At 63.4% G+C, this 19,093-nt stretch carries 19 protein-coding genes and 2 pseudogenes; 9 read left to right on the top strand and 12 right to left on the bottom strand.

Annotated elements, in window-relative coordinates; all coding sequences use genetic code 11:
* The first annotated feature begins 317 nt into the window (after window positions 1-317).
* Complete coding sequence (locus AB0P14_RS06260; protein ID WP_363839152.1) at window positions 318-686, top strand: hypothetical protein; 369 nt, start codon at window positions 318-320, stop codon at window positions 684-686.
* An 893-nt stretch (window positions 687-1,579) separates the two neighbouring features.
* Here AB0P14_RS06260 and AB0P14_RS06255 read toward each other — a convergent pair.
* Window positions 1,580-2,188: an NAD(P)-binding domain-containing protein gene (locus AB0P14_RS06255; protein WP_363839150.1), complete on the bottom strand. Its 609-nt coding sequence runs from the start codon at window positions 2,186-2,188 to the stop codon at window positions 1,580-1,582.
* 124 nt (window positions 2,189-2,312) lie between these two features.
* Here AB0P14_RS06255 and AB0P14_RS06250 point away from each other — a divergent pair, with 124 nt between their 5' ends.
* Window positions 2,313-2,753: a MarR family transcriptional regulator gene (locus AB0P14_RS06250; RefSeq protein ID WP_363839148.1), complete on the top strand. Its 441-nt coding sequence runs from the start codon at window positions 2,313-2,315 to the stop codon at window positions 2,751-2,753.
* A gap of 33 nt (window positions 2,754-2,786) precedes the next feature.
* A complete protein-coding gene (locus tag AB0P14_RS06245) occupies window positions 2,787-3,569 on the top strand; it encodes a GNAT family N-acetyltransferase (RefSeq protein ID WP_363839146.1) in 783 nt (260 codons plus the stop codon).
* Here the strand turns inward: AB0P14_RS06245 and AB0P14_RS06240 are convergent.
* From AB0P14_RS06240 to AB0P14_RS06220, 5 genes are all read right to left on the bottom strand, one after another.
* Window positions 3,566-3,697, bottom strand: coding sequence for a hypothetical protein (locus AB0P14_RS06240; RefSeq protein WP_363839143.1), 132 nt, complete (start codon window positions 3,695-3,697; stop codon window positions 3,566-3,568). The genes AB0P14_RS06245 and AB0P14_RS06240 overlap by 4 nt on opposite strands.
* A gap of 20 nt (window positions 3,698-3,717) precedes the next feature.
* Window positions 3,718-5,397, bottom strand: a complete 1,680-nt coding sequence (gene hutU, locus AB0P14_RS06235; RefSeq protein ID WP_363839140.1) for a urocanate hydratase — start codon at window positions 5,395-5,397, stop codon at window positions 3,718-3,720.
* Between the two features lie 231 nt (window positions 5,398-5,628).
* Entirely contained in the window at window positions 5,629-6,207 is a 579-nt protein-coding gene (locus AB0P14_RS06230; protein WP_363839137.1) for a helix-turn-helix domain-containing protein, read from the bottom strand.
* Window positions 6,208-6,299: 92 nt separating this feature from the next.
* Window positions 6,300-7,034: an ABC transporter ATP-binding protein gene (locus tag AB0P14_RS06225; protein WP_363839134.1), complete on the bottom strand. Its 735-nt coding sequence runs from the start codon at window positions 7,032-7,034 to the stop codon at window positions 6,300-6,302.
* Window positions 7,031-8,173 (bottom strand): ABC transporter permease, encoded by a 1,143-nt coding sequence (locus AB0P14_RS06220; RefSeq protein WP_363839131.1) that lies wholly within the window; start codon window positions 8,171-8,173, stop codon window positions 7,031-7,033. Before AB0P14_RS06220 ends, AB0P14_RS06225 begins: the two co-directional genes overlap by 4 nt.
* 254 nt (window positions 8,174-8,427) lie before the next feature.
* Here AB0P14_RS06220 and AB0P14_RS06215 point away from each other — a divergent pair, with 254 nt between their 5' ends.
* Both AB0P14_RS06215 and AB0P14_RS06210 read left to right on the top strand, forming a co-directional pair.
* Window positions 8,428-8,919 (top strand): hypothetical protein, encoded by a 492-nt coding sequence (locus AB0P14_RS06215; protein ID WP_363839128.1) that lies wholly within the window; start codon window positions 8,428-8,430, stop codon window positions 8,917-8,919.
* 36 nt (window positions 8,920-8,955) lie between these two features.
* Entirely contained in the window at window positions 8,956-9,207 is a 252-nt protein-coding gene (locus AB0P14_RS06210; RefSeq protein ID WP_363839125.1) for a DUF6458 family protein, read from the top strand.
* A gap of 85 nt (window positions 9,208-9,292) precedes the next feature.
* Here AB0P14_RS06210 and AB0P14_RS06205 read toward each other — a convergent pair whose 3' ends face one another.
* Complete coding sequence (locus AB0P14_RS06205; RefSeq protein ID WP_363839122.1) at window positions 9,293-10,480, bottom strand: acyl-CoA dehydrogenase family protein; 1,188 nt, start codon at window positions 10,478-10,480, stop codon at window positions 9,293-9,295.
* Between the two features lie 303 nt (window positions 10,481-10,783).
* Between AB0P14_RS06205 and AB0P14_RS06200 the strand changes: the two genes are divergently transcribed.
* Window positions 10,784-12,256 carry a cytosine permease gene (locus tag AB0P14_RS06200; protein WP_363839119.1) on the top strand — a complete coding sequence of 491 codons (1,473 nt, stop codon included), beginning with the start codon at window positions 10,784-10,786 and terminating at the stop codon, window positions 12,254-12,256.
* A gap of 68 nt (window positions 12,257-12,324) precedes the next feature.
* On the top strand, window positions 12,325-13,431 hold the full coding sequence (locus AB0P14_RS06195; protein WP_363839116.1) for a histidinol-phosphate transaminase: 1,107 nt from the start codon (window positions 12,325-12,327) through the stop codon (window positions 13,429-13,431).
* Here AB0P14_RS06195 and AB0P14_RS06190 read toward each other — a convergent pair.
* The 3 genes from AB0P14_RS06190 to AB0P14_RS06180 all read right to left on the bottom strand — a co-directional run bounded on the left by AB0P14_RS06190 (window position 13,428) and on the right by AB0P14_RS06180 (window position 16,132).
* The gene (locus tag AB0P14_RS06190) at window positions 13,428-13,727 is read right to left on the bottom strand and encodes a hypothetical protein (protein ID WP_363839399.1); all 300 of its coding nucleotides are present in this window, start codon (window positions 13,725-13,727) and stop codon (window positions 13,428-13,430) included. The two genes, AB0P14_RS06195 and AB0P14_RS06190, sit on opposite strands and share 4 nt — an antisense overlap.
* A gap of 18 nt (window positions 13,728-13,745) precedes the next feature.
* Entirely contained in the window at window positions 13,746-15,134 is a 1,389-nt protein-coding gene (locus tag AB0P14_RS06185; protein WP_363839113.1) for an FAD-linked oxidase C-terminal domain-containing protein, read from the bottom strand.
* Window positions 15,135-15,292: 158 nt separating this feature from the next.
* Window positions 15,293-16,132: an IclR family transcriptional regulator gene (locus tag AB0P14_RS06180; protein ID WP_363839111.1), complete on the bottom strand. Its 840-nt coding sequence runs from the start codon at window positions 16,130-16,132 to the stop codon at window positions 15,293-15,295.
* A gap of 142 nt (window positions 16,133-16,274) precedes the next feature.
* Between AB0P14_RS06180 and AB0P14_RS06175 the strand changes: the two genes are divergently transcribed.
* Both AB0P14_RS06175 and AB0P14_RS06170 read left to right on the top strand, forming a co-directional pair.
* The gene (locus AB0P14_RS06175; protein ID WP_363839109.1) at window positions 16,275-17,465 is read left to right on the top strand and encodes a CoA transferase; all 1,191 of its coding nucleotides are present in this window, start codon (window positions 16,275-16,277) and stop codon (window positions 17,463-17,465) included.
* A gap of 307 nt (window positions 17,466-17,772) precedes the next feature.
* Window positions 17,773-18,516 (top strand): annotated as a pseudogene (locus tag AB0P14_RS06170) (iron chelate uptake ABC transporter family permease subunit).
* Between the two features lie 9 nt (window positions 18,517-18,525).
* Here the strand turns inward: AB0P14_RS06170 and AB0P14_RS06165 are convergent.
* A complete protein-coding gene (locus AB0P14_RS06165) occupies window positions 18,526-18,825 on the bottom strand; it encodes a hypothetical protein (RefSeq protein ID WP_363839106.1) in 300 nt (99 codons plus the stop codon).
* Window positions 18,767-19,084, bottom strand: a pseudogene (locus AB0P14_RS06160) (alpha/beta fold hydrolase); the annotation flags it as partial. The pseudogene AB0P14_RS06160 and the gene AB0P14_RS06165, both read right to left, overlap by 59 nt.
* Window positions 19,085-19,093: the final 9 nt, after the last annotated feature.

Here is a 19,093-nt window from a genome sequence, read left to right as displayed (position 1 = left end):
CCCGGCATTACCGCATCCTGAAGCCACACCGTCAATTGCAGCTATGGGAGCTTCTGGCGGGCGACCTCACTGAATTCATTCATACGACTCCCCGCATTCAGGCCATCGCCCACCACGGCCGATTTGAACCTCAAGAACTGGCATACCCGAATGGATCACCCTCCACGCCACTAACACTGATGCGCTTGTCACCAAACAACGTGACACCCAATAGCACTCAACGCTTCAGGACCAGATCCGCAGGAACTCTCGCAGGCTGGCTTCCACGATTGGCCCAGCGCTGTGCTGGAGTCAGGAGCCAGTGCTAATCTCCCAGCATGAATGCTTCACAGCGGTACTTGATGAATTACAGCTGGGTCTGGGCTCCTGAGAATCCAGAGCTGATCAAAGTCGCACGTCTCGTCATGAGCCTGGAGTTGGCCCCTCAGGAGCAAGATGAGCTGGAGCCCCTACTGGAAAAGTGGCTTGACGGTCTGAACCGGGACTTTGCCACCAACCACTGGTATAGCGGTGGTTGCGGCTTTCAGTTACTCGCCAGAGAAGAAGATTCGGTCCAGATCCTATTCTCCTCTGGCGGGCAGGACGTGGCCGACTCGCTGCAAGCCGGCGTGGACACTTTCTACGATCAGGTGCTGAAACCACTCCACACAGCCAGAGTTACTTGGACCGAGCTGCCATTGGGGTGAAGCAGGCGTGAGACCGGCGGCGCCGCAGCCCCCGAGGAAAACTGCTGATCACTATTTTGGTACTGGCCAGCCTTCATTCAGCCGTCAATTTAGACATGCCACAAGCCACACAAACATCCACTCCCGCACCACCAGAGGTGCCGCTCGCAACAAATTTGGCCACGGGCTGGGCATGAGGTTCCACTCCAAGATGGGCATCTATTGATTCACATGCGTCCAACCGCTCTATCAAGTCATGCGTGGACACGATGGGTCCGTTGGGGCGTAAGCCCACCGCTGCTGACCGCTGGGCAAGAGTTGTGAGAATCGAGCTTCTAAAGGACCACAAATAATCATTCCTAGCCCATGATCCTGAGTCTAATTTCCCAGACCACGAGGACGACTAGGGCAACAGCCAAGCCAGCAAATACAGCCAACAAACTCTCATTCGTGTCAGCCAACGCGCACATAAGAGGATTAGGCGGGGCTGGGAGACGGCCCAACATAACAGGCGCCGGACGGACGAAACTTGTTGGACAATATTGTTGTCCGATCCAGTGCAGTATCAGTCCGGTACCCACCCAGCTACCTACGAACCAGCCTGACTCCCACGCAACATCTCCAGATGTTCGTTCCGGCATGACGCCTCCATATTTCAGTTCGTGGTCCAATGATCCGCCCACAGCCCGCCTCTGGCAATAGGACGGTTGGGACCATTAACTTGCGCCAGCGAAAGGCAAATGGGCAAGCTGTGGATACGGACCAAAAACTACTCACGCACCAGCCACGCCTTCACGATCTGCCTCCCAAAACCATGTGCCTTACATGGCTGGCGAAATCCTGGCCGGAAATCCCGTCCCAGCCCGGCACCGGCGCTCCCACCCGCACCCGCAACCCACCCCGTCAGCGAACCGTCAGCGAACCACGCGGATATTGAACGGCGCACCGTGGAACTGCTGCATCATTGCCACGAAGAGCGGAAAGTAGTGCTCCACTCCTCGAGCCGATGCGATGCCACCCAGATCCACCTGTGTATCCACGCCCCAGCCCAGTTCCGTAAGCAGCGAGCTGACCAGGGCCTTAGCCTCGGCGTCGTCGCCCGAAAGGAACACCGACGACGCTTCCGGGAGCGATCCCGGCGCCAAGACTAGCGTCCCCGGCACCGTGTTGAGCGATTTGACCACCTTCGTCGCCGGCAGTGCCTGCTGCAGGAGCTCGCCCAGGCTCACAGTCGGGTACATCAGTTCAAAGCTTGGCGTTACGGCGTTGCCGATGTCCAACAGCACTTTGCCGGCAAGATCATCGGCAAGCGGAGTCAAAAATTCCAGCGTGAACGAAGCCAGGATCGCATTCACCACCAGGTCAGCATCGCGGATCGCCTCAACAGCGCTGGTGACTGGCGCAGCCAGGTCCGCGTGTGCCGCGGGGTCCCGCGATCCAAAAACTACCGTGTGCCCCGCAGCGATGAACCCGCCGGCAAGTGTGGTGGCCATGTGGCCTGTCCCAAGGATTGCAATATGCATAACTATGCTTCTTTCAGAGTGTGGCACTAAACTAAAGTAGTTCGAACTTGAACTACTTTTTCAACGTAGCACTAGTTCAAATTTGAATCAATAGTTTATGTGCGACCCAAAAAAGGAGCCCCAGATGAAGGAAACACTGGACAGCGGTGAACTCGATGCGTACTTTGCGCTCGTCACTGCCGGAGACCTCGTCCAGCGTGCCGTCTCGGCGCAGTGCTCCGAGCATGGACTGACTCCGTTGCAGTTCTCTATCCTTGCCCGACTCCTGGACGCCAAAGATGGGCTCCGGATGAGTGACCTCGCCGATACTCTCGTCGTCTCGCGAAGCGGACTGACGTACCAGATCGGCCAGCTTGAGAAAGCGGGCTTCGTGGTGAGGGAATCGTCGGACTCGGATAGCCGGTGCGTGGTCGCACAGCTGACATCTACCGGACGTGAGCGGGTGCAAAAGACATTCCCTGGACACGTTGCGCTGGTACGGGAAAAGTTCATCGATCTCCTCAGCCCGGAAGAAGTTGCCACCATCCGCACCGCCCTGGAAAAAGTTGTTGCCAGCTTGCAGTAGCACCAGCTGCCAAGCCGTGTGAAGCTAGGAGCAATGACAAGCAAAGAGCAGTACCTCAAGGCCTACGACCAGCAACTCCGCACCGACGCCGAAACGCCCAGCGCCATCGACGTCACCAGGCTCGGCCCGCTTCGCCTGGTGACGTTTGCCGGTGGCCGCGGCTTCATCACGTACCAGGACCTCGGCGGCACCCACCACATCCCAACCCTCGTCACCACAGCGCTGGATCATTTCCGCGCCATCCCCGAGATTTCCAGTGTCGAGTGGAAAACCCGCGGCCATGACAACGCGCCCGGCCTGCATGAGGCACTGATCGCCCACGGCTTCGTCCCGGAGGACCCGGAATCGATCATGATTGGCCCACTCGAGGCTTTGGCACAAGAGGTCCAGCTGCCCGCAGGCGTGACGCTACGAAAAATCGAAGGAGAAGCCGACATCCGCGCCATGAGCGCCATGGCTGACGCAGCCTTCGGCGACCCCGCCAGCACCCGCATGGCCGATTCGCTGCTCGCACGTTTAGCCAGAGACGACGGCATGGAGCTCTGGGTCGCCGAGGCCAACGGCCAGATCGTAAGTTGCGGCCGCCTCGAGCCCGTCCCCGGCACAGATTTCGCCGGAATCTGGGGCGGCGCCACGCTCGAGCCGTACCGCGGCCGCGGCATCTACCGCGCTCTGACCGCCGCCCGCGCCCGCTCAGCCCTGTCCCTCGGCAAAACACTGGTGCACAGCGATTCCACTGAATTCTCCCGTCCCATTCTTGAACGAGCTGGCCTCATGAGAGTCTCCACCACCACTCCATACAACTGGAGCCGTTAGAGCACGACGCCGGGCACCCCCTTGCGCTGCCGGCCCACCGTGGGCGTAGCGCCCCTCGCCACAAAAATGACGGAGATGTGGTCTTCCGCTGCTGATAATTCAGTAGCGGAAGACCACATCTCCGTCATGAATGAGTGGTGCGGAAGTTTTACTGCTCCTGCATCGGAATCCGCACCCCGCGCTCGGCTGCCACATCAATGGCCCGCTCATAACCAGCGTCCACGTGGCGGATGACGCCCATGCCCGGATCGTTCGTGAGCAGGCGCGCCAGCTTCTCCCCCGCCAAAGCAGAACCGTCGGCAACGGAAACTTGGCCAGCGTGGATGGAGCGGCCAATGCCCACGCCGCCACCATGATGAATGGAAACCCAAGTGGCACCGGAGGCGGTGTTGAGCATGGCGTTCAGCAGAGGCCAGTCGGCAATGGCGTCGGAGCCATCCTTCATGGCTTCAGTTTCGCGGTACGGCGACGCCACGGATCCGGAGTCAAGGTGGTCGCGGCCAATCACAATCGGCGCAGAGACCCGGCCGGAGGCAACGAGTTCGTTGAACAGCACGCCTGCCTTGGCGCGCTCTCCGTAACCGAGCCAGCAAATACGCGCCGGCAGGCCCTCAAACTCAACATGCTCCGCAGCCGCATCGAGCCAGCGGTGCAAATGCACGTTCTCGGGGAACAATTCCTTCAGCGCTTCGTCAGTGACGCGAATGTCCTCAGGATCACCGGAGAGCGCCACCCAGCGGAACGGGCCAAGGCCCTCGCAGAACAGCGGGCGGATGTAGGCCGGGACAAAGCCCGGGAACTCGAAGGCCCGCGAATAGCCGCCCTTGCGCGCCTCGTCACGGATGGAGTTGCCGTAGTCAAAAACCTCGGCACCAGCATCCTGGAAATCGACCATAGCGGCAACGTGGCGGGCCATCGCGTTCTGGGACTTCTTCGTGAAGCCCTCAGGATCAGCTTCCGACTCCGCCACCCACTCTTCAACGGAGTATTCGGTGGGCAGGTAAGAGAGCGGATCGTGCGCGCTAGTCTGGTCGGTGACAATATCCACGGTGAACTCGCCCGCCTGGTGGCGTCGCAGAATCTCCGGGAATACCTCGGCAGCATTGCCCACAACACCCACGGACAAGGGCACGCGAGCAGCCTTCGCCTCGAGAACGCGTGAAAGAGCAGCATCCAGAGACGGCGCCAACTCATCCAGGTACCGCTTGCCCACGCGGCGCAAAAGGCGTTCCTCAGAAACGTCAACAATAAGGCAGGTGCCACCATTCAAGGTCACGGCCAGTGGCTGCGCCCCGCCCATGCCGCCACAGCCACCGGTCAGCGTCAGTGTCCCGGCAAGAGAGCCGCCAAAGCGCTTCTCAGCAATGGCAGCAAAGGTCTCAAAGGTGCCCTGCAGAATCCCCTGGGTGCCAATGTAAATCCATGAGCCGGCCGTCATCTGCCCGTACATCATCAGGCCCTCAGCCTCGAGCTTGCGGAATTCGGGCCACGTGGCCCAGTCCCCCACCAGGTTCGAGTTGGCCAGCAGCACGCGCGGCGCCCACACATTGGTGCGAAAAACACCCACGGGCTTGCCCGACTGCACCAGCAGGGTCTCGTCATCCTCGAGCGTCTTCAGCGTGGCCACAATGGCGTCGTAGGCCTCCCAGGAACGGGCCGCACGGCCGGTGCCGCCGTAGACCACCAGGTCCTCGGGGCGCTCGGCAACCTCGGGGTCCAGGTTGTTCATGAGCATGCGCAGCGGCGCCTCAGTCTGCCACGACTTGGCGGAGAGCTCGGTGCCGCGGGCCGCGCGAATGGTGCGGGAGGGGTCATGCATCGTTGCCATGATATTTCCTTAGCTGTCGGTTCAAAGACGGTGGCCGGAACGGATCCGGTGAATGTACCTATGTCTCCATCAAACCTCGACAACGGGCCCAATCCTAGGGGCCGGCCGAGCACACCGTCTGTGATACAAGACAGTTAGGTGCCAGGGCGTCCTGCCTTGGAAATGTCCGACTCCGTGACGCCACCTTGCGCTGCAGCGCCGCCTCACGTCCTGCGCACTTCAGTCCGTCCGTCAGCGGTGCGCGGCAACGAAGGGATCCAGCAACGAATGCAGGTGGGCGTGGACCTGCTGGATGGACTGCCCGGATTCGAGCATGCGCGTGCCTGCGTGGACCACGGAGTTGATCATGTCCGAGATCGAGGCCGGATCGTCAATGCCCAATTCGTCGAGTGTGGTGATCAGCGGTTCCTGCAGCTGGCGGTGCATCCTGTCCGCCTGCTCGTCCAAGGCAAGGCCGGGGGCCAGTGTGGCTAGGGCGGAGCCAACGGCATGGGCGCCCTCGGCGACGAGGTCCACGTTGGCCAGGGCGTAGGCAAGGATCCGGTCGGCCTTGGTGGGGGCGTCGGCCATGGCACCGGTGACGCGCTCGGTCCAGCGGGGGAAGATGTCTGCGACGAGTTCCTGCAGCAGGTCCTGGCGGGAGGCAAAGTATTGGTACACGCTGGGCCTGGCCAGGCCGGCCCGTTTGGCCACTTCCGCCATCGCGGGGGCCTCCGAGGTTTCCCGCAGCAGCTCATGGGCGGCATCCAGCAGGGCGCGCTTCTTCGCGGCGCGGTGCTCCGCCACACTTGAGGCATCAATCTTGGGCATCCCCACTCCTTATCGCTAACACGTCAAGGGTACGGCCGACGGCGGCGGCTTGCCTTCGCAACCCGCCGCCGTCGATCCTTAAGCGTTGATGCTTAGCCTCGCTGGGCGGTCTCCGAGCTGGCAGACAGCATGCCGTCCACCATTTCCAGGACGCGGTCGCAGTGGCTGAGCACGTCGTGGTCGTGGGTGACCATCACGGTGGCCACGCCAAACTCGTGGCTTTGCGCGGCCAGCAGCGCCACCACGTCGCGGCTGCGGGCCCGGTCCAGGGCGGCCGTGGGCTCATCCACGAGCAGCAGTCTGGCCCCGGTGACCAGTGCGCGGGCAATGCCCACGCGCTGGCGCTCACCGCCGGAGAGCTGCCCGGGGCGGTTCTTGGCGCGGTGGCCCATGCCCACCGATTCCAGCAGCGGCATCGGATCGAAGCTGCGCGGCCCGCCGGCGAGCTTGTTGACCAGGCGCAGCTGGTCCGCCGCCGAAAGTGCCGGGATCAGGTTCCCGGACTGGAACACAAAGCCGATGTTGGCCATGCGGAACGCCGCCCGCCGGCCTTGGCGCAGCGCACCAATGTCCTGCCCGTGGACGTGGACGGTGCCTGAATCGGGGCTGGACAGGGCGCCGGCCACGGCCAGCAGCGAGGACTTGCCGGAGCCGGAGGGGCCCACAATGGCCACAAACTCCCCAGACGCCACGTCCAGGTTGACGTTGTCCAAGGCCAGGACCTTGCTGTCGCCGTCGCCCAGCTCCAACCGCGCATTGCGGATGGACAGGCCGGCTGCCGGGGATGCGGTGCCAGGGGCGGCGTTTTGAGAAGTTGTCTGTGTCATCGCTGTCCTCCGAGAGCATTGAGCGGATCGATTCGGGAAATCCGGAGCACTGCGACGGCGGCGCCAATGAGCCCCAGCCCAATGGTCAGCGCCGTGGCGGTGGCGATGGGGGCAAATTCCAGTGCGAAGGGCATGGCGTCCGGCATGATCGCGCCGAGGCCAATGCCCGCGGCGAGCCCCACGGCCGTGAAGCCCACCAGGACGATCGCGGCCTGGGCCAGGCCGTCCCGGAGCAGGTATCCGGTGGAGGCGCCAACGGCGCGCAGCACGGCAATTTCATGCTTGCGCTGGATGGTCCACACCGTGAAGAAGGCACCGACCACCAGGGCGCAGATGGCGTACAGGAACATCTGGATCATGCTCAACGTCATGGTTTCGGCTTCGTAGCCGGGAGAGGCGTTGAAGGCTTCCTTCAGCGGCTGGCTGGAGGTTTTCGCCGCAGCATCGGCCGCGGCCAGGTTCAGCTCTGTGCCGGTTTGCGCCTGGACGGCCACCACGCTGGCGTTGTGGAAAGTGCTGGCGGCCACCTGGGCCGGTGTTGGCGCGCCGTCTACCGTGGCGCCCGATGCGAGCAGCTGCCATGTTGCCAGCGGCAGGTACGCCACGTCCACGTGGCCAAACGTTGCCTGGCCCGAGGTGAAGCCCACAACGGTGAGCTTGGCGCCTATCCGGTCCAGCGTCACCACGGTCCCCAGCTCGATGCCTTCGGCCTTGGCGGTGGGAGAGACGACGATTCCGTCGGCCGCCCCCAAACCCTTGCCGGCCTGCGCAGCGGGTTCCAGGAAGGATCCCGGTTCGACGCCGAACAGGGTCAGGTCAACCTGCTTGCCGGAGTCGGTGACGGCGTTGGACATGCTGACGCCCATGAATTCAGCGTGCTCAACACCCTGAACCCCGCGCCATGCTTCGAGCTGCTTGTCATCGACCGCGGAGCGGGAAAAAGCGTTGTCGGTCTTGGTGCCCTGGTCGAAGGCAAAAGCCGTGGCGGGCATCGACTTCAGCCCGGAAACACCGTCATTGACCAGCCCTGAGGAGAGGCCGGACAGCATCACCATGAGAACGGCGATGAGTGCAATGACACCGCCCATGAGACTGAAACGGCCACGCGCGAACATCAGTTCGCGGACTGCAAGGAACATAATCCGCCTTGTCTTTGGAAATGGCTAAAGATGCCAACACGGTGTCAGCATCTTTCCAACATCTTGTCAGCAACATGACCGTTCGCCCAAATCCGTCCCGCGCAAGGCAGGCGGCAGGCCGCCTGACGCCGGGCCAGTACTGTGCAAAGGCCCCCATCCGGGGCATGATGGAAAAGTAACGTGATTTTGCACCGCTTGACGAAGACGAAGTTCCAAAGCCTGTCGGAACTGCAAAAGGACGGAGACTGATTCACATGGATTCAACGATGTGGATATGGATCGCAATTGCCGCAATAGTCATCATCGTGATCATCGCAGTGCTGATTTCCCTCGCCTCCCGGCGACGCCGCGAGGCGAAAGAACTCCAAGCAAAGGAAGATCGGGAGCGGGCGGCCAAGTTGCGCGAAGACGCCAGGGTTGCCGAGCTCGACTCCCGCGAGAAAAACGCCGCTGCAATGCGCAAGGCATCCGATGCGGAACAGGCTGCAGTCGCCGCTGAACGCTTAAGCATGGAAGCCGAGCAGCAACGCTCGGATGCCGCCGTCGCTGCAGCCGCGGCCAGGGAAAAACTTGCCGAGGCCGCCGACGTCGACCCCGGAGCCGATGCATCGAATCGTGCGCAGCCCTCCCCCGCCGAGGATCGCACGGACCGACCCTCAGGGGAAGACGCCCCGGAGGAAGGAAATGATGCCGGCACCGGCCGGCACTCAGCAGCGGGCAGCCGGCCCCTCCATGACGGCCCCTAAACCCAACCATCACGAGAATTTTGAAAGGACATCATCATGAGCATCGGTGCCGGAGTAGTTCTCTTTGTTATTGGCGCAATTTTGAGGTTTGCCCTCGAGATCCAAGTGGCCTGGATCGACATCGCGCTGGTCGGCAACATTCTGATGGGGGCCGGAATCGTGGTCTTCATCCTTGGCCTCATTTTCACCTTCCGCAGGCGCCAGTCCTCGTCCAGGACCGTCATCCGCCCGACTGACGGAAACGGCACGCTCCGCCACACAGACCGCACGGATGACACCGGCGTCTAGCCCTTAAAGAAGCCCGACGGCGCCCGCCCCACCAAGGTGGGCCGGGCGCCGTCGGGCTTCAGGCAGAGGGGCTCAGGCAGAGGGGCTAGACGAACGCGGCAATCCCGGTGATGGCGCGCCCGGCGACCAGGGTGTTGATCTCATAGGTGCCCTCGTACGTGTAGATGGCCTCGGCGTCGCAGAAGATCTTGGCCATCTCGTAGTCCACGGAGACGCCGTTGCCGCCAAGGATGCCCCGGCCCAGCGCCACGGTCTCGCGCATGCACTTGGTGACGAAGGCCTTGGCCATGGCCGAGTGTTCGTTGCGGGTGGTGCCGGCGTCTTCCATTTGCGCCAGCCGGACCATCATGCCCATCGAGGCCTGCGCGTTGGAGAGCATCGTGACGAGCTGTTCCTGGATGAGCTGGAAGCTGGCGATCGGCTTGCCGAACTGGTGGCGCTCCACGGCGTAGCGGCGGGCGGTGTCGAACGCGGCCAGCTGGATGCCCACAGACTGCCAGCCCACCGTAGCGCGGGTGGTCTTGAGCACCTTGTTGGTGTCGCGGAAACTGTTGGCACCCGCGAGCTTGTTGAAGTGCGGCACGACGACGTCTTTCAGGACAATGTCGGCATTCTGGACCGCGCGCAGGGCAATGCGATTTTCAATCAGGGTGGCGCTGAACCCCGCCCGCGAGGTCTCCACCAGGAATCCCTTGACCTGGTCATCGGCCACGTCCTTGGCCCAGATGATGACGTAATCGGAGAACGTGGAGTTGCCAATCCAGCGCTTTTCACCGTTCAGCACCCACGAATCGCCGCGCCGCTCCGCAGTTGTCCGGGTACCGCCGGCAACGTCGGATCCGGCCAGTGGCTCGGTAATGGCGAAGACGCCGGTCTTACGCAGCGCGTAGATGTCAGGCAGCCATGCAGCCTTTTGTTCCTCGGAGGCCAGCAGTTCGATGGAGCCGGTGAACAGTCCGTCGTGCCCGCTGAAGAAGGTGCCGAAGGAGGCGTCCACGCGGTGGATGGCGGCGGTGATCATGCCGGCCAGCAGGTGCGAATGCCCTTGGCGCCGGACCGGGCTGATCATATCCAGCTTGGCGACCTCCGGGATCAGGTGCACGGGGAACTCGCTGCGGTTCCAGAAATCGCGGGAGATGGGGCGTACATTGGCCTCCATCCAGTCGCGGATTTCATTGAGCCGGGCCAGCTCATTGGCGGGCAGCAGGGTTTCAAAAGCGAAGAAGTCGCCGTCAGGGTACGGCAGGGCGGCGGAAACAGTGGTGTCGGTCAAGGAAATCTCCTCCAGGGAACGGGAAGTGGCGGGACAGGATGGGAAGGCCAGGGTGGCCGTTGGCCAGGGAATCGGCCGGAAGGTGGCGTGTGGCGCCGGCTCCGGGCCGCCGCCGTCAATTGCGGCGTACTTCGAACATAGCCCGGACCCGATGCGGAATATGAGCCAGATCACGCAAATCAACCGCTCGTCTCGGATCACAGACGAGTTTGGTGAACCGCATCACTTCAGCACCGGCAAACATGCTCAGATTGATTCAAGAAAAACACCAGCGACAACACTAAATTCCAATGGAGGAATGAGATGTCAAGAATCCAAACCGTGCGAAAGAGCGGGCCGGCCATTGAGCGCCGGTCCATCGACTTCGTCCCCCACCGCGAGCGCCATGGCAAGCCCTTTGGCCAATTCACCCTGTGGTTTGGGGCGAACATGCAGATCACGGCCATCGTCACCGGTGCCCTGGCCGTCATCTTCGGCGCCCCCGCCTTCTGGGGCATTGTTGGTCTGTTCATCGGCAACCTGCTGGGCGGCGCCGTCATGGCCCTGCACGCGGCACAGGGCCCCAAGCTGGGCATGCCGCAGATGATCTCCAGCCGCGCCCAGTTCGGCGTGTTTGGCGCCGTCATCCCGCTGATCTTGGTCATCGTCATGTACCTGGGCTTCGCCGCAACCGGGGCAGTGCTCGCGGGGCAGGCCGTGGACGAGATCCTCCCGACGGACAGCCCCGTCATAGGCGTGCTGATCTTCGGCGCCCTGACGGTACTGGTGGCCACTCTCGGGTACAAATACATTCACATGCTGGGCCGGATCTCCACGATCGTTGGCATCATCGGCTTCACCTACCTGGCCATCCAGCTTTTCCTCAAGCACGACGTCGGATCCGTCATGGGTGTGGGTGGTTTCGCCATCCCCACGTTCCTGCTCGCCATTTCCCTCAGCGCTGGCTGGCAGCTGACCTACGGCCCCTACGTCGCCGACTACTCCCGCTACCTGCCGGCCAACACGCACGCCACCAAGACTTTCTTCGCCTGCATGTCCGGTTCCGTCCTGGGTGCCCAATGGTCCATGACCCTCGGTGCGTTGTTTGCAGCCATCGCGATGCCTGCGGGCAAGGGCTTCATCGACAACCAGGTCTCGTTCGTCGGAGACTTGGCAGGCGGCGGCGTCATCGCCGTGCTGATGTACATGGTGATTGTGGTGGGCAAGCTGACAGTCAACACGCTCAATGCCTACGGCGGCTACATGACCATTTTGACCTCCGTCAGCGCCTTCACCCGCCAGCTGCGCTTCGCGCCCTGGGTCCGCTTTGCGTACGTGATCGGCTTCATCGGCGTCTCCGTCATCATTGCCCTCGTGGCCTCGGAGGACTTCGTCTCCAACTTCAAGAACTTCGTGCTGCTGCTCCTGATGGTCTTCATCCCGTGGAGCTCCATCAACCTGGTGGACTTCTACTTCTCCTCCAAGGAAAAGGTTGACATCCCGGCACTCTACGACCCCAAGGGCCGCTACGGCGGTTGGAACGTTCCGGCGCTGCTCACCTACCTGCTGGGCGTGGTTGTCCAGATCCCGTTCCTGGCCCAGCACATGTACACCGGCCCCATCACTCCCCTGCTCGGCGGGGCCGACATCTCCTGGATCGTTGGCCTGCTGGTCACGGCAGCCGTCTACTATCCCGTGGCCAAGCGGTTCAACCACCCGCCGGCAGAGATGGTCTACCCGGCCGACGACCAAGTCTCAGCCGACCCGGCAACCGCCGCAACGGCACCCGTCGCCTGAGCAACCAGGCCTGACCTGATCTGAGCAACCCTGCCTGCCCAGCCCGCCCCAACACGAAGGAACGATTCATGACCACGACCCAGACCCCGGCGGAGACCGCAGCGCCGCCTCAGCCCCGGGACCTGGTGGCCGCGCTGCCCGTCTATTCCAAGGCGGGCGGCACTGCCCCGCCCAGGTGGCGGGCGTCGTCGAACGAATCCTTCCTGCCGCCGTCACCGGCAGTGCTGGCCGCAATTGATGCCGCGGCCCGGCACTGCCAGCGGTACCCCACGCTGCAGGGCGAACCCCTCATCGCCGCACTCAGCCGCAACCTCGGCGTCGCTGCGGAGCAGATCGTGGCGGGCGGGGGTTCGCTCGCGGTGCTCCAGCAGTTGCTGACGGCGTTCGCGGGGCCGGGCAAGGAGGTGGTGTTTGCGTGGCGCAGCTACGAGGCCTACCCCATCCTGGTGCGCCTGACCGGTGCGCAGGACATCCCGGTGCCACTGACTGCCGGCCACGGGCACGACCTGCCCGCCATGGCCGCCGCCGTCACCGCAGACACCGCCGCCGTGATCCTGTGCAGCCCCAACAATCCCACAGGCACCGTCCTGGGTGCGGCCGAGGTGGAGGATTTCCTGGCGCGCATTCCTTCCCATGTGGTGGTGGTGCTGGATCAGGCCTACATCGAATTCGCGGACGACGCCGAGGCTTCCTCCCGGCACAGCCTCGCCTTGCTCGCAGCGCATCCAAATCTGGTCCTTTTGCGGACATTTTCCAAGGCGTACGGCTTGGCCGGACTGCGGGCAGGCTACCTGGTGGCCCACCCCGGCATTGCGGCCGCGGTGCGCGCGGTGTCGCCGCCCTTTGGCTTGAATGCGGTGGCCGAGGCTGCCGCCGTTGCCGCTCTCGCCGACACCGGTGCACTGGCCGCAAATGTTTCCACCGTGCGCGAAGGCCGGATAGCGCTTCATGCAGCCCTCGCCTCCCGCGGTCTTGCACTACCGGACAGCGGCGGCAATTTCCTGTGGCTGCCCGTGGGTGAAGGCTCTGCGGCCCTGGAAGCCGCATGTCTGGCCCAGAGCATCAGCGTTCGCAGCTTTGCCGGCGAGGGCGTGCGGGTCACTGTTGGCTCCCGGGATGCCGAAGCCGCGGTGCTGCGCGGCGTTGACGCCTGGCTGGCCGGCGGAAGGGTTTAACGCAGCCCCACGCAGTTGCAAAAAGCCCGGCCATCTCCACATACAGCCGGCTCGCGTGCAGCGCCAGGTAGGAGACCTCGTCGTCGTCGAGCTTTTACGCCAACGACGCCTTCCAGGACATGGTTGTCCAGGACGGGATAGGACGCGACTGTGGTGGGGCTGGACAGAGCGCCCGAGGTCAGCGACATCGCCCGGATGATCAGTAAGAAGTTTTCCGGCAGTTGAAACGGCAGCGAGCGCCTCACCTCACCGAACTCACCGGCAAAGTCGCGCAACTCCCGAACCAACCGGGACATTTTTGGTGCCCTGACCCGTTAGCCCGCCAGTACCTTGCCGGGGTTGAGAATCCCCTGCGGGTCCAGCGCATTCTTGATGGCCAGCATGACCGGGATGGCGGATGCATGCTCCTTCACCAGGGAGGCAGTCTTGCCCAGTCCGATGCCGTGCTCACCCGTGCAGGTGCCTCCCATGGACAGGGCCCGCTCAACGAGCCTGTCGTTGATGGCACCCGCTTTCACCAGAACGCCGTCGTCCCCGGGAGGAAGGACAAAGGCGAGGTGGAAGTTGCCGTCGCCCACGTGGCCAACGATCGGGGCCAGCACACCCTCACGGTCGGTATCGGCCTTCGTCAGCGTGATGCATTCGGCCAGCCTGGAAATTGGCACGCAAACGTCGGTTGACCAGGTGCTGGAGCCGGGAACCAGGGCCGTGTAGGACGGCAGGGCGTCGTGGCGGGCACGCCAGATGCGGCTGATTTGATCGGGATCACTGGCGTAATCCCAGCCGGTCCCGCCGTTCACCAAGGCAAGCTTGCGGACCGCCTCGCCCTGGTCGGCGATGTTCGCGGCCGAGCCCTCAAATTCAAAGATCAGCGTTGGCATGACGGGAAGTCCCAGCCCGCTGTAACGGTTGACGGCATCGACGGTGACGTCATCGAGCAGTTCCACCCTGGAGATGGGTACTCCGGACTCCAATGTGGACTGGACCACGGCGGTGCAACTTTCCAGGGTGGGGAATGAGCAGATTGCCACGCTGGCTGCTTCAGGGATGCCGTACACACGCAATGTAACTTCGGTCAGCACGCCAAGGGTTCCCTCGGCGCCGATGAACAGGTGCGTGAGGTCGTATCCGGCTGCCGATTTGCGTGCGCGCCCGCCGGTCTTGATGATGGTCCCGTCCGCCAGGACCACTGTCAGGCCCAGCACGTTTTCCTTCATGGTGCCGTACCGGACCGCGGTGGTTCCGCTGGCCCCCGTAGAGGCCATGCCGCCAACGCTTGCATCCACGCCCGGGCCCACGGGGAACGTAAGCCCGTGGCCGGCCAGGGCCGCATTGAGGGCGCTCTTCATGACGCCGGCCTGGACTATGGCGTCAAGGTCGGCGGAACCGATGCGCAGGATCTTGTCCATGCCGGACAGGTCCAGGCAGATGGAGTCGGCCGTGCTGTTGGCGCCACCTTCCAGCCCGGTTCCCGCCGCGATCGGCACCGCTGCCACGCCGTGGCGTGAACAAATGGCCAGGGCCTCGGATACGTCCCCGGTGCTGGTGCAATGCACCACGGCCATGGGCGCCTCCCACGGCAGGTGCGATCTGTCGTGCCCGCGGGCTGACCGGACACCGTCGTCAGTGTTGACCTTGCTTCCCAGCCCGGCCCGCAGCTCGGCCAGGACCGCCGTCTTATTGTCGGGTGCAAGCATTGTCATTGGTTGTTTCCTTCGTGTTGCGTGGCTGTGGCGCGACGCTGCACCGTCGGGCTACCGCAACGATACCCACTGAATCCGAGCTTGTGCGGCCAATCACATTCCTGCGGGCCAATTCTCGGATCCAAGACATTTTCCCATGTTCGACGGCGGCCGGCCCGTCACCCACTGGGGCGTAGCCGGCGCGAAATCTCCGTGGCGCAGCGGGTCACCTCGGGCAGCCATTGCGCAGCCAGGTCCTCCACGTCCACGGTGCGTTCCTGGAGAATTCCCTCGGCCTCATTCCGTGCCGCGGCGGCCGGGCTCAACGCCGGGCGGTTGGCCACAGTGAGCGTCACGCTGGCCACGGCCAGCCCGCTGTTGTCCAGGACAGGAACGGCAATGCTGGAGAACCCGTCGGTGATCTCATCCTGTTCCCAGGAAAAGCCCCGCTCTCGGATCCGCACCAGCAGCTCATTGAGCGCCGGCACCGAGTGCACGCCCGTTTCATACCGTGTGGGGAAGGCTTCAGGCCCCGGATACAGGGCCGCAAGCTGCTCGGCCGACATCGAAGCAAGCATGGCGCGTCCGCTTGCCGTCAGGTGGGCGGGCAGCCGAACACCTGGATTCGTCACCAGCGCGGACTGCCGCTTGGCCCGTTCCTCAATGACGTAAATGACCTCGCGGCCGTGCATGACGGCAAGGTGGGCGGTGCGCTTGGTGCGCTCCACCAGCTGCGCTATGGGAAATCTGGCTAGCCGCTGCAGCGGCGCCTGGCGTGAATAGCCGGTGCCAAGCTCGTGCGCCGTGACGCCGAGCGCATACTTGCGCTCCTCGGGCAGGTGAACCACAAAGCCGTCATCCACCAGCGCGGCCAGCAGGTGGTAGGTGGTGGAGCGTGGCAGGTCAACTTCCCGCGCAATGGCGGCCGCACCCACCGGGCCGGCCTGCGCCGCAACGTAGCGGAGCACCGAAAGGACGTTCTTGGCGGCTGGAACCTGCGGCAAATTCTGTGTACCCATGGAGCCATGGTAACCGTTGTTCGTCTGTGATCACAGACGGGATGCCGAGCCGAACTGGGTCTTTCAGCGCTTTCAATGCTGTGATGGTACTAACAGTTGCCGGATTGCCGGACCCTCCCCACGTTCAAAGGCTGAATCTTCCATGACCACTCCCCCTCCAGCCACGGCCACCCATGAGCCCGCTGCGCTGAACCGCCCCAGTTCCCTCGAAGGCCTGCGTGTCCTGGACCTGTCCCGTGTGCTGGCCGGTCCGTTCTGTGCCATGATCCTTGCCGATCTGGGCGCTGAAGTCATCAAGGTGGAAAGCCCCGACGGCGACGATTCCCGCCACTTCGGCCCCTGGTACAACGGTGAATCCGCCTACTACCGCCTGTTCAACCGCAGCAAGTACGGCGTCACGATGGACCTCAAGGTTGCAGCGGAGCGTGAGCGCCTGCTCGCATTGGTGCGGCGGTCCGACGTCGTCATTGAAAACTTCCGCCCCGGCGTCATGGACCGGCTCGGCCTGTCTGCGGAGAGCCTCATGGCGGAAAACCCCAGACTGGTCATCGTCAGCATTTCCGGGTTTGGCCAGGACGGGCCGCTGCAGAAGGCGCCCGCCTACGATCTCATTGCCCAGGCCATGAGCGGGCTGATGTCCATCACAGGGTGGCCAGGCGGTGAGGCCACGCGCATCGGCATCAGCATCGGCGATGTCATTCCGGGCCTCTACGGGGCCATCGCTGCGCTGGCAGCCATCAACGAACGCCACAACACCGGCCGGGGCCAGCACATTGACGTCGCCATGCTGGACAGCCTCATTTCCGTGCTGGAATCCGTGGGCATGCGCGCGCTCCACGGCGAGGATCCTGTGGCGTGCGGCAACGACCACGCCATGTCCACGCCATTCAGCACCTATCTGACGGGGCGCGGCACCATCGCGATCGCGATTGCCGGCGACCGCCTGTTCCCCCGCCTGACGGAGGCGTTGAACCGGCCCGAATGGTTGGTGGATGAACGCTTCCGCGAGCAAACCCGCCGGAATGAATTCCCTGTCGAATTCCGCGCCGCATTGGAGGAGGCCCTGAGCCCGTTCACCGACGACGAGGCGATCGAACTACTGTCCGACCACCACGTCCCGGTATCCAAGGTCCAGACCGTCAACGAGGCACTGACCAGCGAGCATTCGGAATATCGCGGCACGGTCGCCACGGAGTCGGACGGCTTCAAGACTTTGGCCTCACCCCTACGCCTGACCGGCTCGGTACCGCCCTCCCCCGCCCCCACGCTGGGCCAGCACAATGACCAGATCGGCACCTGGCTGGAAGGTCCTGTTCGGACGGGACGTCCATAGTCCCCGGTTAGACTGGGCCGATGCCGAACCCTGTCCAGGGCTGCCCTTGGCCTGCTGGCGGCTCTGTTGGCGTGGCTGGTTTTCGCGTTCCAGCTCTTCTGCAACGTGCACACTCCACCGCTGCAAGCGGCCGACGCCGTGGTGATGCTGCCTGCTGTGTCCGCTTCGATGGCTTGATATGAAGATTGCCCAGAGTTGATGTCTGTGGCTCGTTACAGGAATGCCTCGTGAGTGACCCCCACGCGGGCTGCCGGCCGCACTATGGCCGGAACAATCCGAACCGTCAAAGAGAAAGGAATGAGTATCAATGCCCACTGTCGCGCATCTATATCCATTCATTATCGGTGTAGACACCCATGCCCGAACCCATACCTACGCCGTGACCGCCACCAACGGTGAGCAACTCGGCATCGAGACTTTCTCCAGTACGTCCCGGGACGGAAGCGGGCGATCTCTTGGGTAGCGCGCCGTACTCAAGGCTACGCTGATACGCTCTGGGTCATTGAAGGGGTCGGTAGCTACGGTGCCTTACTCACAGGCACAGTTTCACGCACTGGTTACCGTGTGGTGGAGGGACCCCAGACATATGGTCCAACCCGGCGTGGTGCCGGAAAATCAGACCTGTTAGATGCCGCCGCCATTGCTGCGACGGCACTGCCACTTGAAGAGCCTCATCTACGCAATCCACGACAGGACGACGGGATTCGTGCGGCTCTACGGTGTTTTGGTGGATGCTAGAGAACAGATGACGCTTGAACGAACAGCCAAAGCTAACGCGCTCACTGCTCTGCTAAGGACCATGGATCTGGCTGTTGATGTGTGGAAGCCTCTGAGCGATACGCGGATCGTAACTACAGCAGCCCGGGCCTTGGTGGGCGCCCGGCATGGCCAGCTGATCCCGGTCTCGATGCTGCTGGGCGCGCTCCTGGTCTCCGTGGCCGATATTTTGGGCCGGACCCTGATTTCGCCGGCCCAGATTCCAGCCGGGCTGATGATCGCCCTGATTGGCGGCCCCTACTTCGTATGGCTGCTCCGGCGCTCGCGCGGGTAGCCTGCCGCGTCAGGCGTGGGCCAGGAAGTCCCGAATCAGGGTGCTGATCAGTTCCGGGCGCTCAGCAATCAACCCGTGGCCGGCGCCGGGCACGATGGCGAGCTGCGCCCCCGGAATCGACGCCGCAATCAGCAGGCTGTGGGCCGGCGGGATTGAGCCCCGGTCCCCCGACATGATCAGCGTCGGTGCGCTGACGGCGGCCAGATGGGCCGGATCGAGGTTCGGCTCGCTGGTCCACAGCCGCATAAGTTTAGCCAGGACCGCGTCTGCATGCCCGACACCATCCGGCGAGAGCCGCCCATAATGCATCCGCTCCAAATCCGGCTTCGGTTCCCCGGCAATAGGAGCCGACGGCGGGGAGTCCAGTCTGGGGCCATTCCCGGCTGCGCGGGGTGAAGACGCCGGGATCAAGGTTGGCGCTGATAGCTACCAGCGAGCGCACCCGCTCAGGATGATCCATAGCCAGCATCAGCCCAATGATCGCGCCGCCGCTGTAGCCAATCACGTGTACCGATTCCAGGCCCTGGGCGTCAAGAAAGGCGAGGGTTTTGACTATGCCGCGGGCGTAGCTGTAATC

Origin of the sequence: Specibacter sp. NPDC078709 (assembly GCF_040686795.1) — a bacterium.
Lineage (GTDB): Bacteria > Actinomycetota > Actinomycetes > Actinomycetales > Micrococcaceae > Specibacter.
Note: the sequence above shows the minus strand (reverse complement) of the source record. Positions and strands in the feature narration are given on the sequence as shown.

Coding starts and splice junctions, on each gene's coding strand:
- AB0P14_RS06260 (WP_363839152.1), top strand. CDS start 318: ATGAATGCTTCACAGCGGTACTTGATGAATTACAGCTGGGTCTGGGCT.
- AB0P14_RS06255 (WP_363839150.1), bottom strand. CDS start 2,188: ATGCATATTGCAATCCTTGGGACAGGCCACATGGCCACCACACTTGCC.
- AB0P14_RS06250 (WP_363839148.1), top strand. CDS start 2,313: ATGAAGGAAACACTGGACAGCGGTGAACTCGATGCGTACTTTGCGCTC.
- AB0P14_RS06245 (WP_363839146.1), top strand. CDS start 2,787: ATGACAAGCAAAGAGCAGTACCTCAAGGCCTACGACCAGCAACTCCGC.
- AB0P14_RS06240 (WP_363839143.1), bottom strand. CDS start 3,697: ATGACGGAGATGTGGTCTTCCGCTACTGAATTATCAGCAGCGGAAGAC.
- hutU (WP_363839140.1), bottom strand. CDS start 5,397: ATGGCAACGATGCATGACCCCTCCCGCACCATTCGCGCGGCCCGCGGC.
- AB0P14_RS06230 (WP_363839137.1), bottom strand. CDS start 6,207: ATGCCCAAGATTGATGCCTCAAGTGTGGCGGAGCACCGCGCCGCGAAG.
- AB0P14_RS06225 (WP_363839134.1), bottom strand. CDS start 7,034: ATGACACAGACAACTTCTCAAAACGCCGCCCCTGGCACCGCATCCCCG.
- AB0P14_RS06220 (WP_363839131.1), bottom strand. CDS start 8,173: ATGTTCCTTGCAGTCCGCGAACTGATGTTCGCGCGTGGCCGTTTCAGT.
- AB0P14_RS06215 (WP_363839128.1), top strand. CDS start 8,428: ATGGATTCAACGATGTGGATATGGATCGCAATTGCCGCAATAGTCATC.
- AB0P14_RS06210 (WP_363839125.1), top strand. CDS start 8,956: ATGAGCATCGGTGCCGGAGTAGTTCTCTTTGTTATTGGCGCAATTTTG.
- AB0P14_RS06200 (WP_363839119.1), top strand. CDS start 10,784: ATGTCAAGAATCCAAACCGTGCGAAAGAGCGGGCCGGCCATTGAGCGC.
- AB0P14_RS06195 (WP_363839116.1), top strand. CDS start 12,325: ATGACCACGACCCAGACCCCGGCGGAGACCGCAGCGCCGCCTCAGCCC.
- AB0P14_RS06190 (WP_363839399.1), bottom strand. CDS start 13,727: ATGTCCCGGTTGGTTCGGGAGTTGCGCGACTTTGCCGGTGAGTTCGGT.
- AB0P14_RS06185 (WP_363839113.1), bottom strand. CDS start 15,134: ATGACAATGCTTGCACCCGACAATAAGACGGCGGTCCTGGCCGAGCTG.
- AB0P14_RS06180 (WP_363839111.1), bottom strand. CDS start 16,132: ATGGGTACACAGAATTTGCCGCAGGTTCCAGCCGCCAAGAACGTCCTT.
- AB0P14_RS06175 (WP_363839109.1), top strand. CDS start 16,275: ATGACCACTCCCCCTCCAGCCACGGCCACCCATGAGCCCGCTGCGCTG.
- AB0P14_RS06165 (WP_363839106.1), bottom strand. CDS start 18,825: ATGCATTATGGGCGGCTCTCGCCGGATGGTGTCGGGCATGCAGACGCG.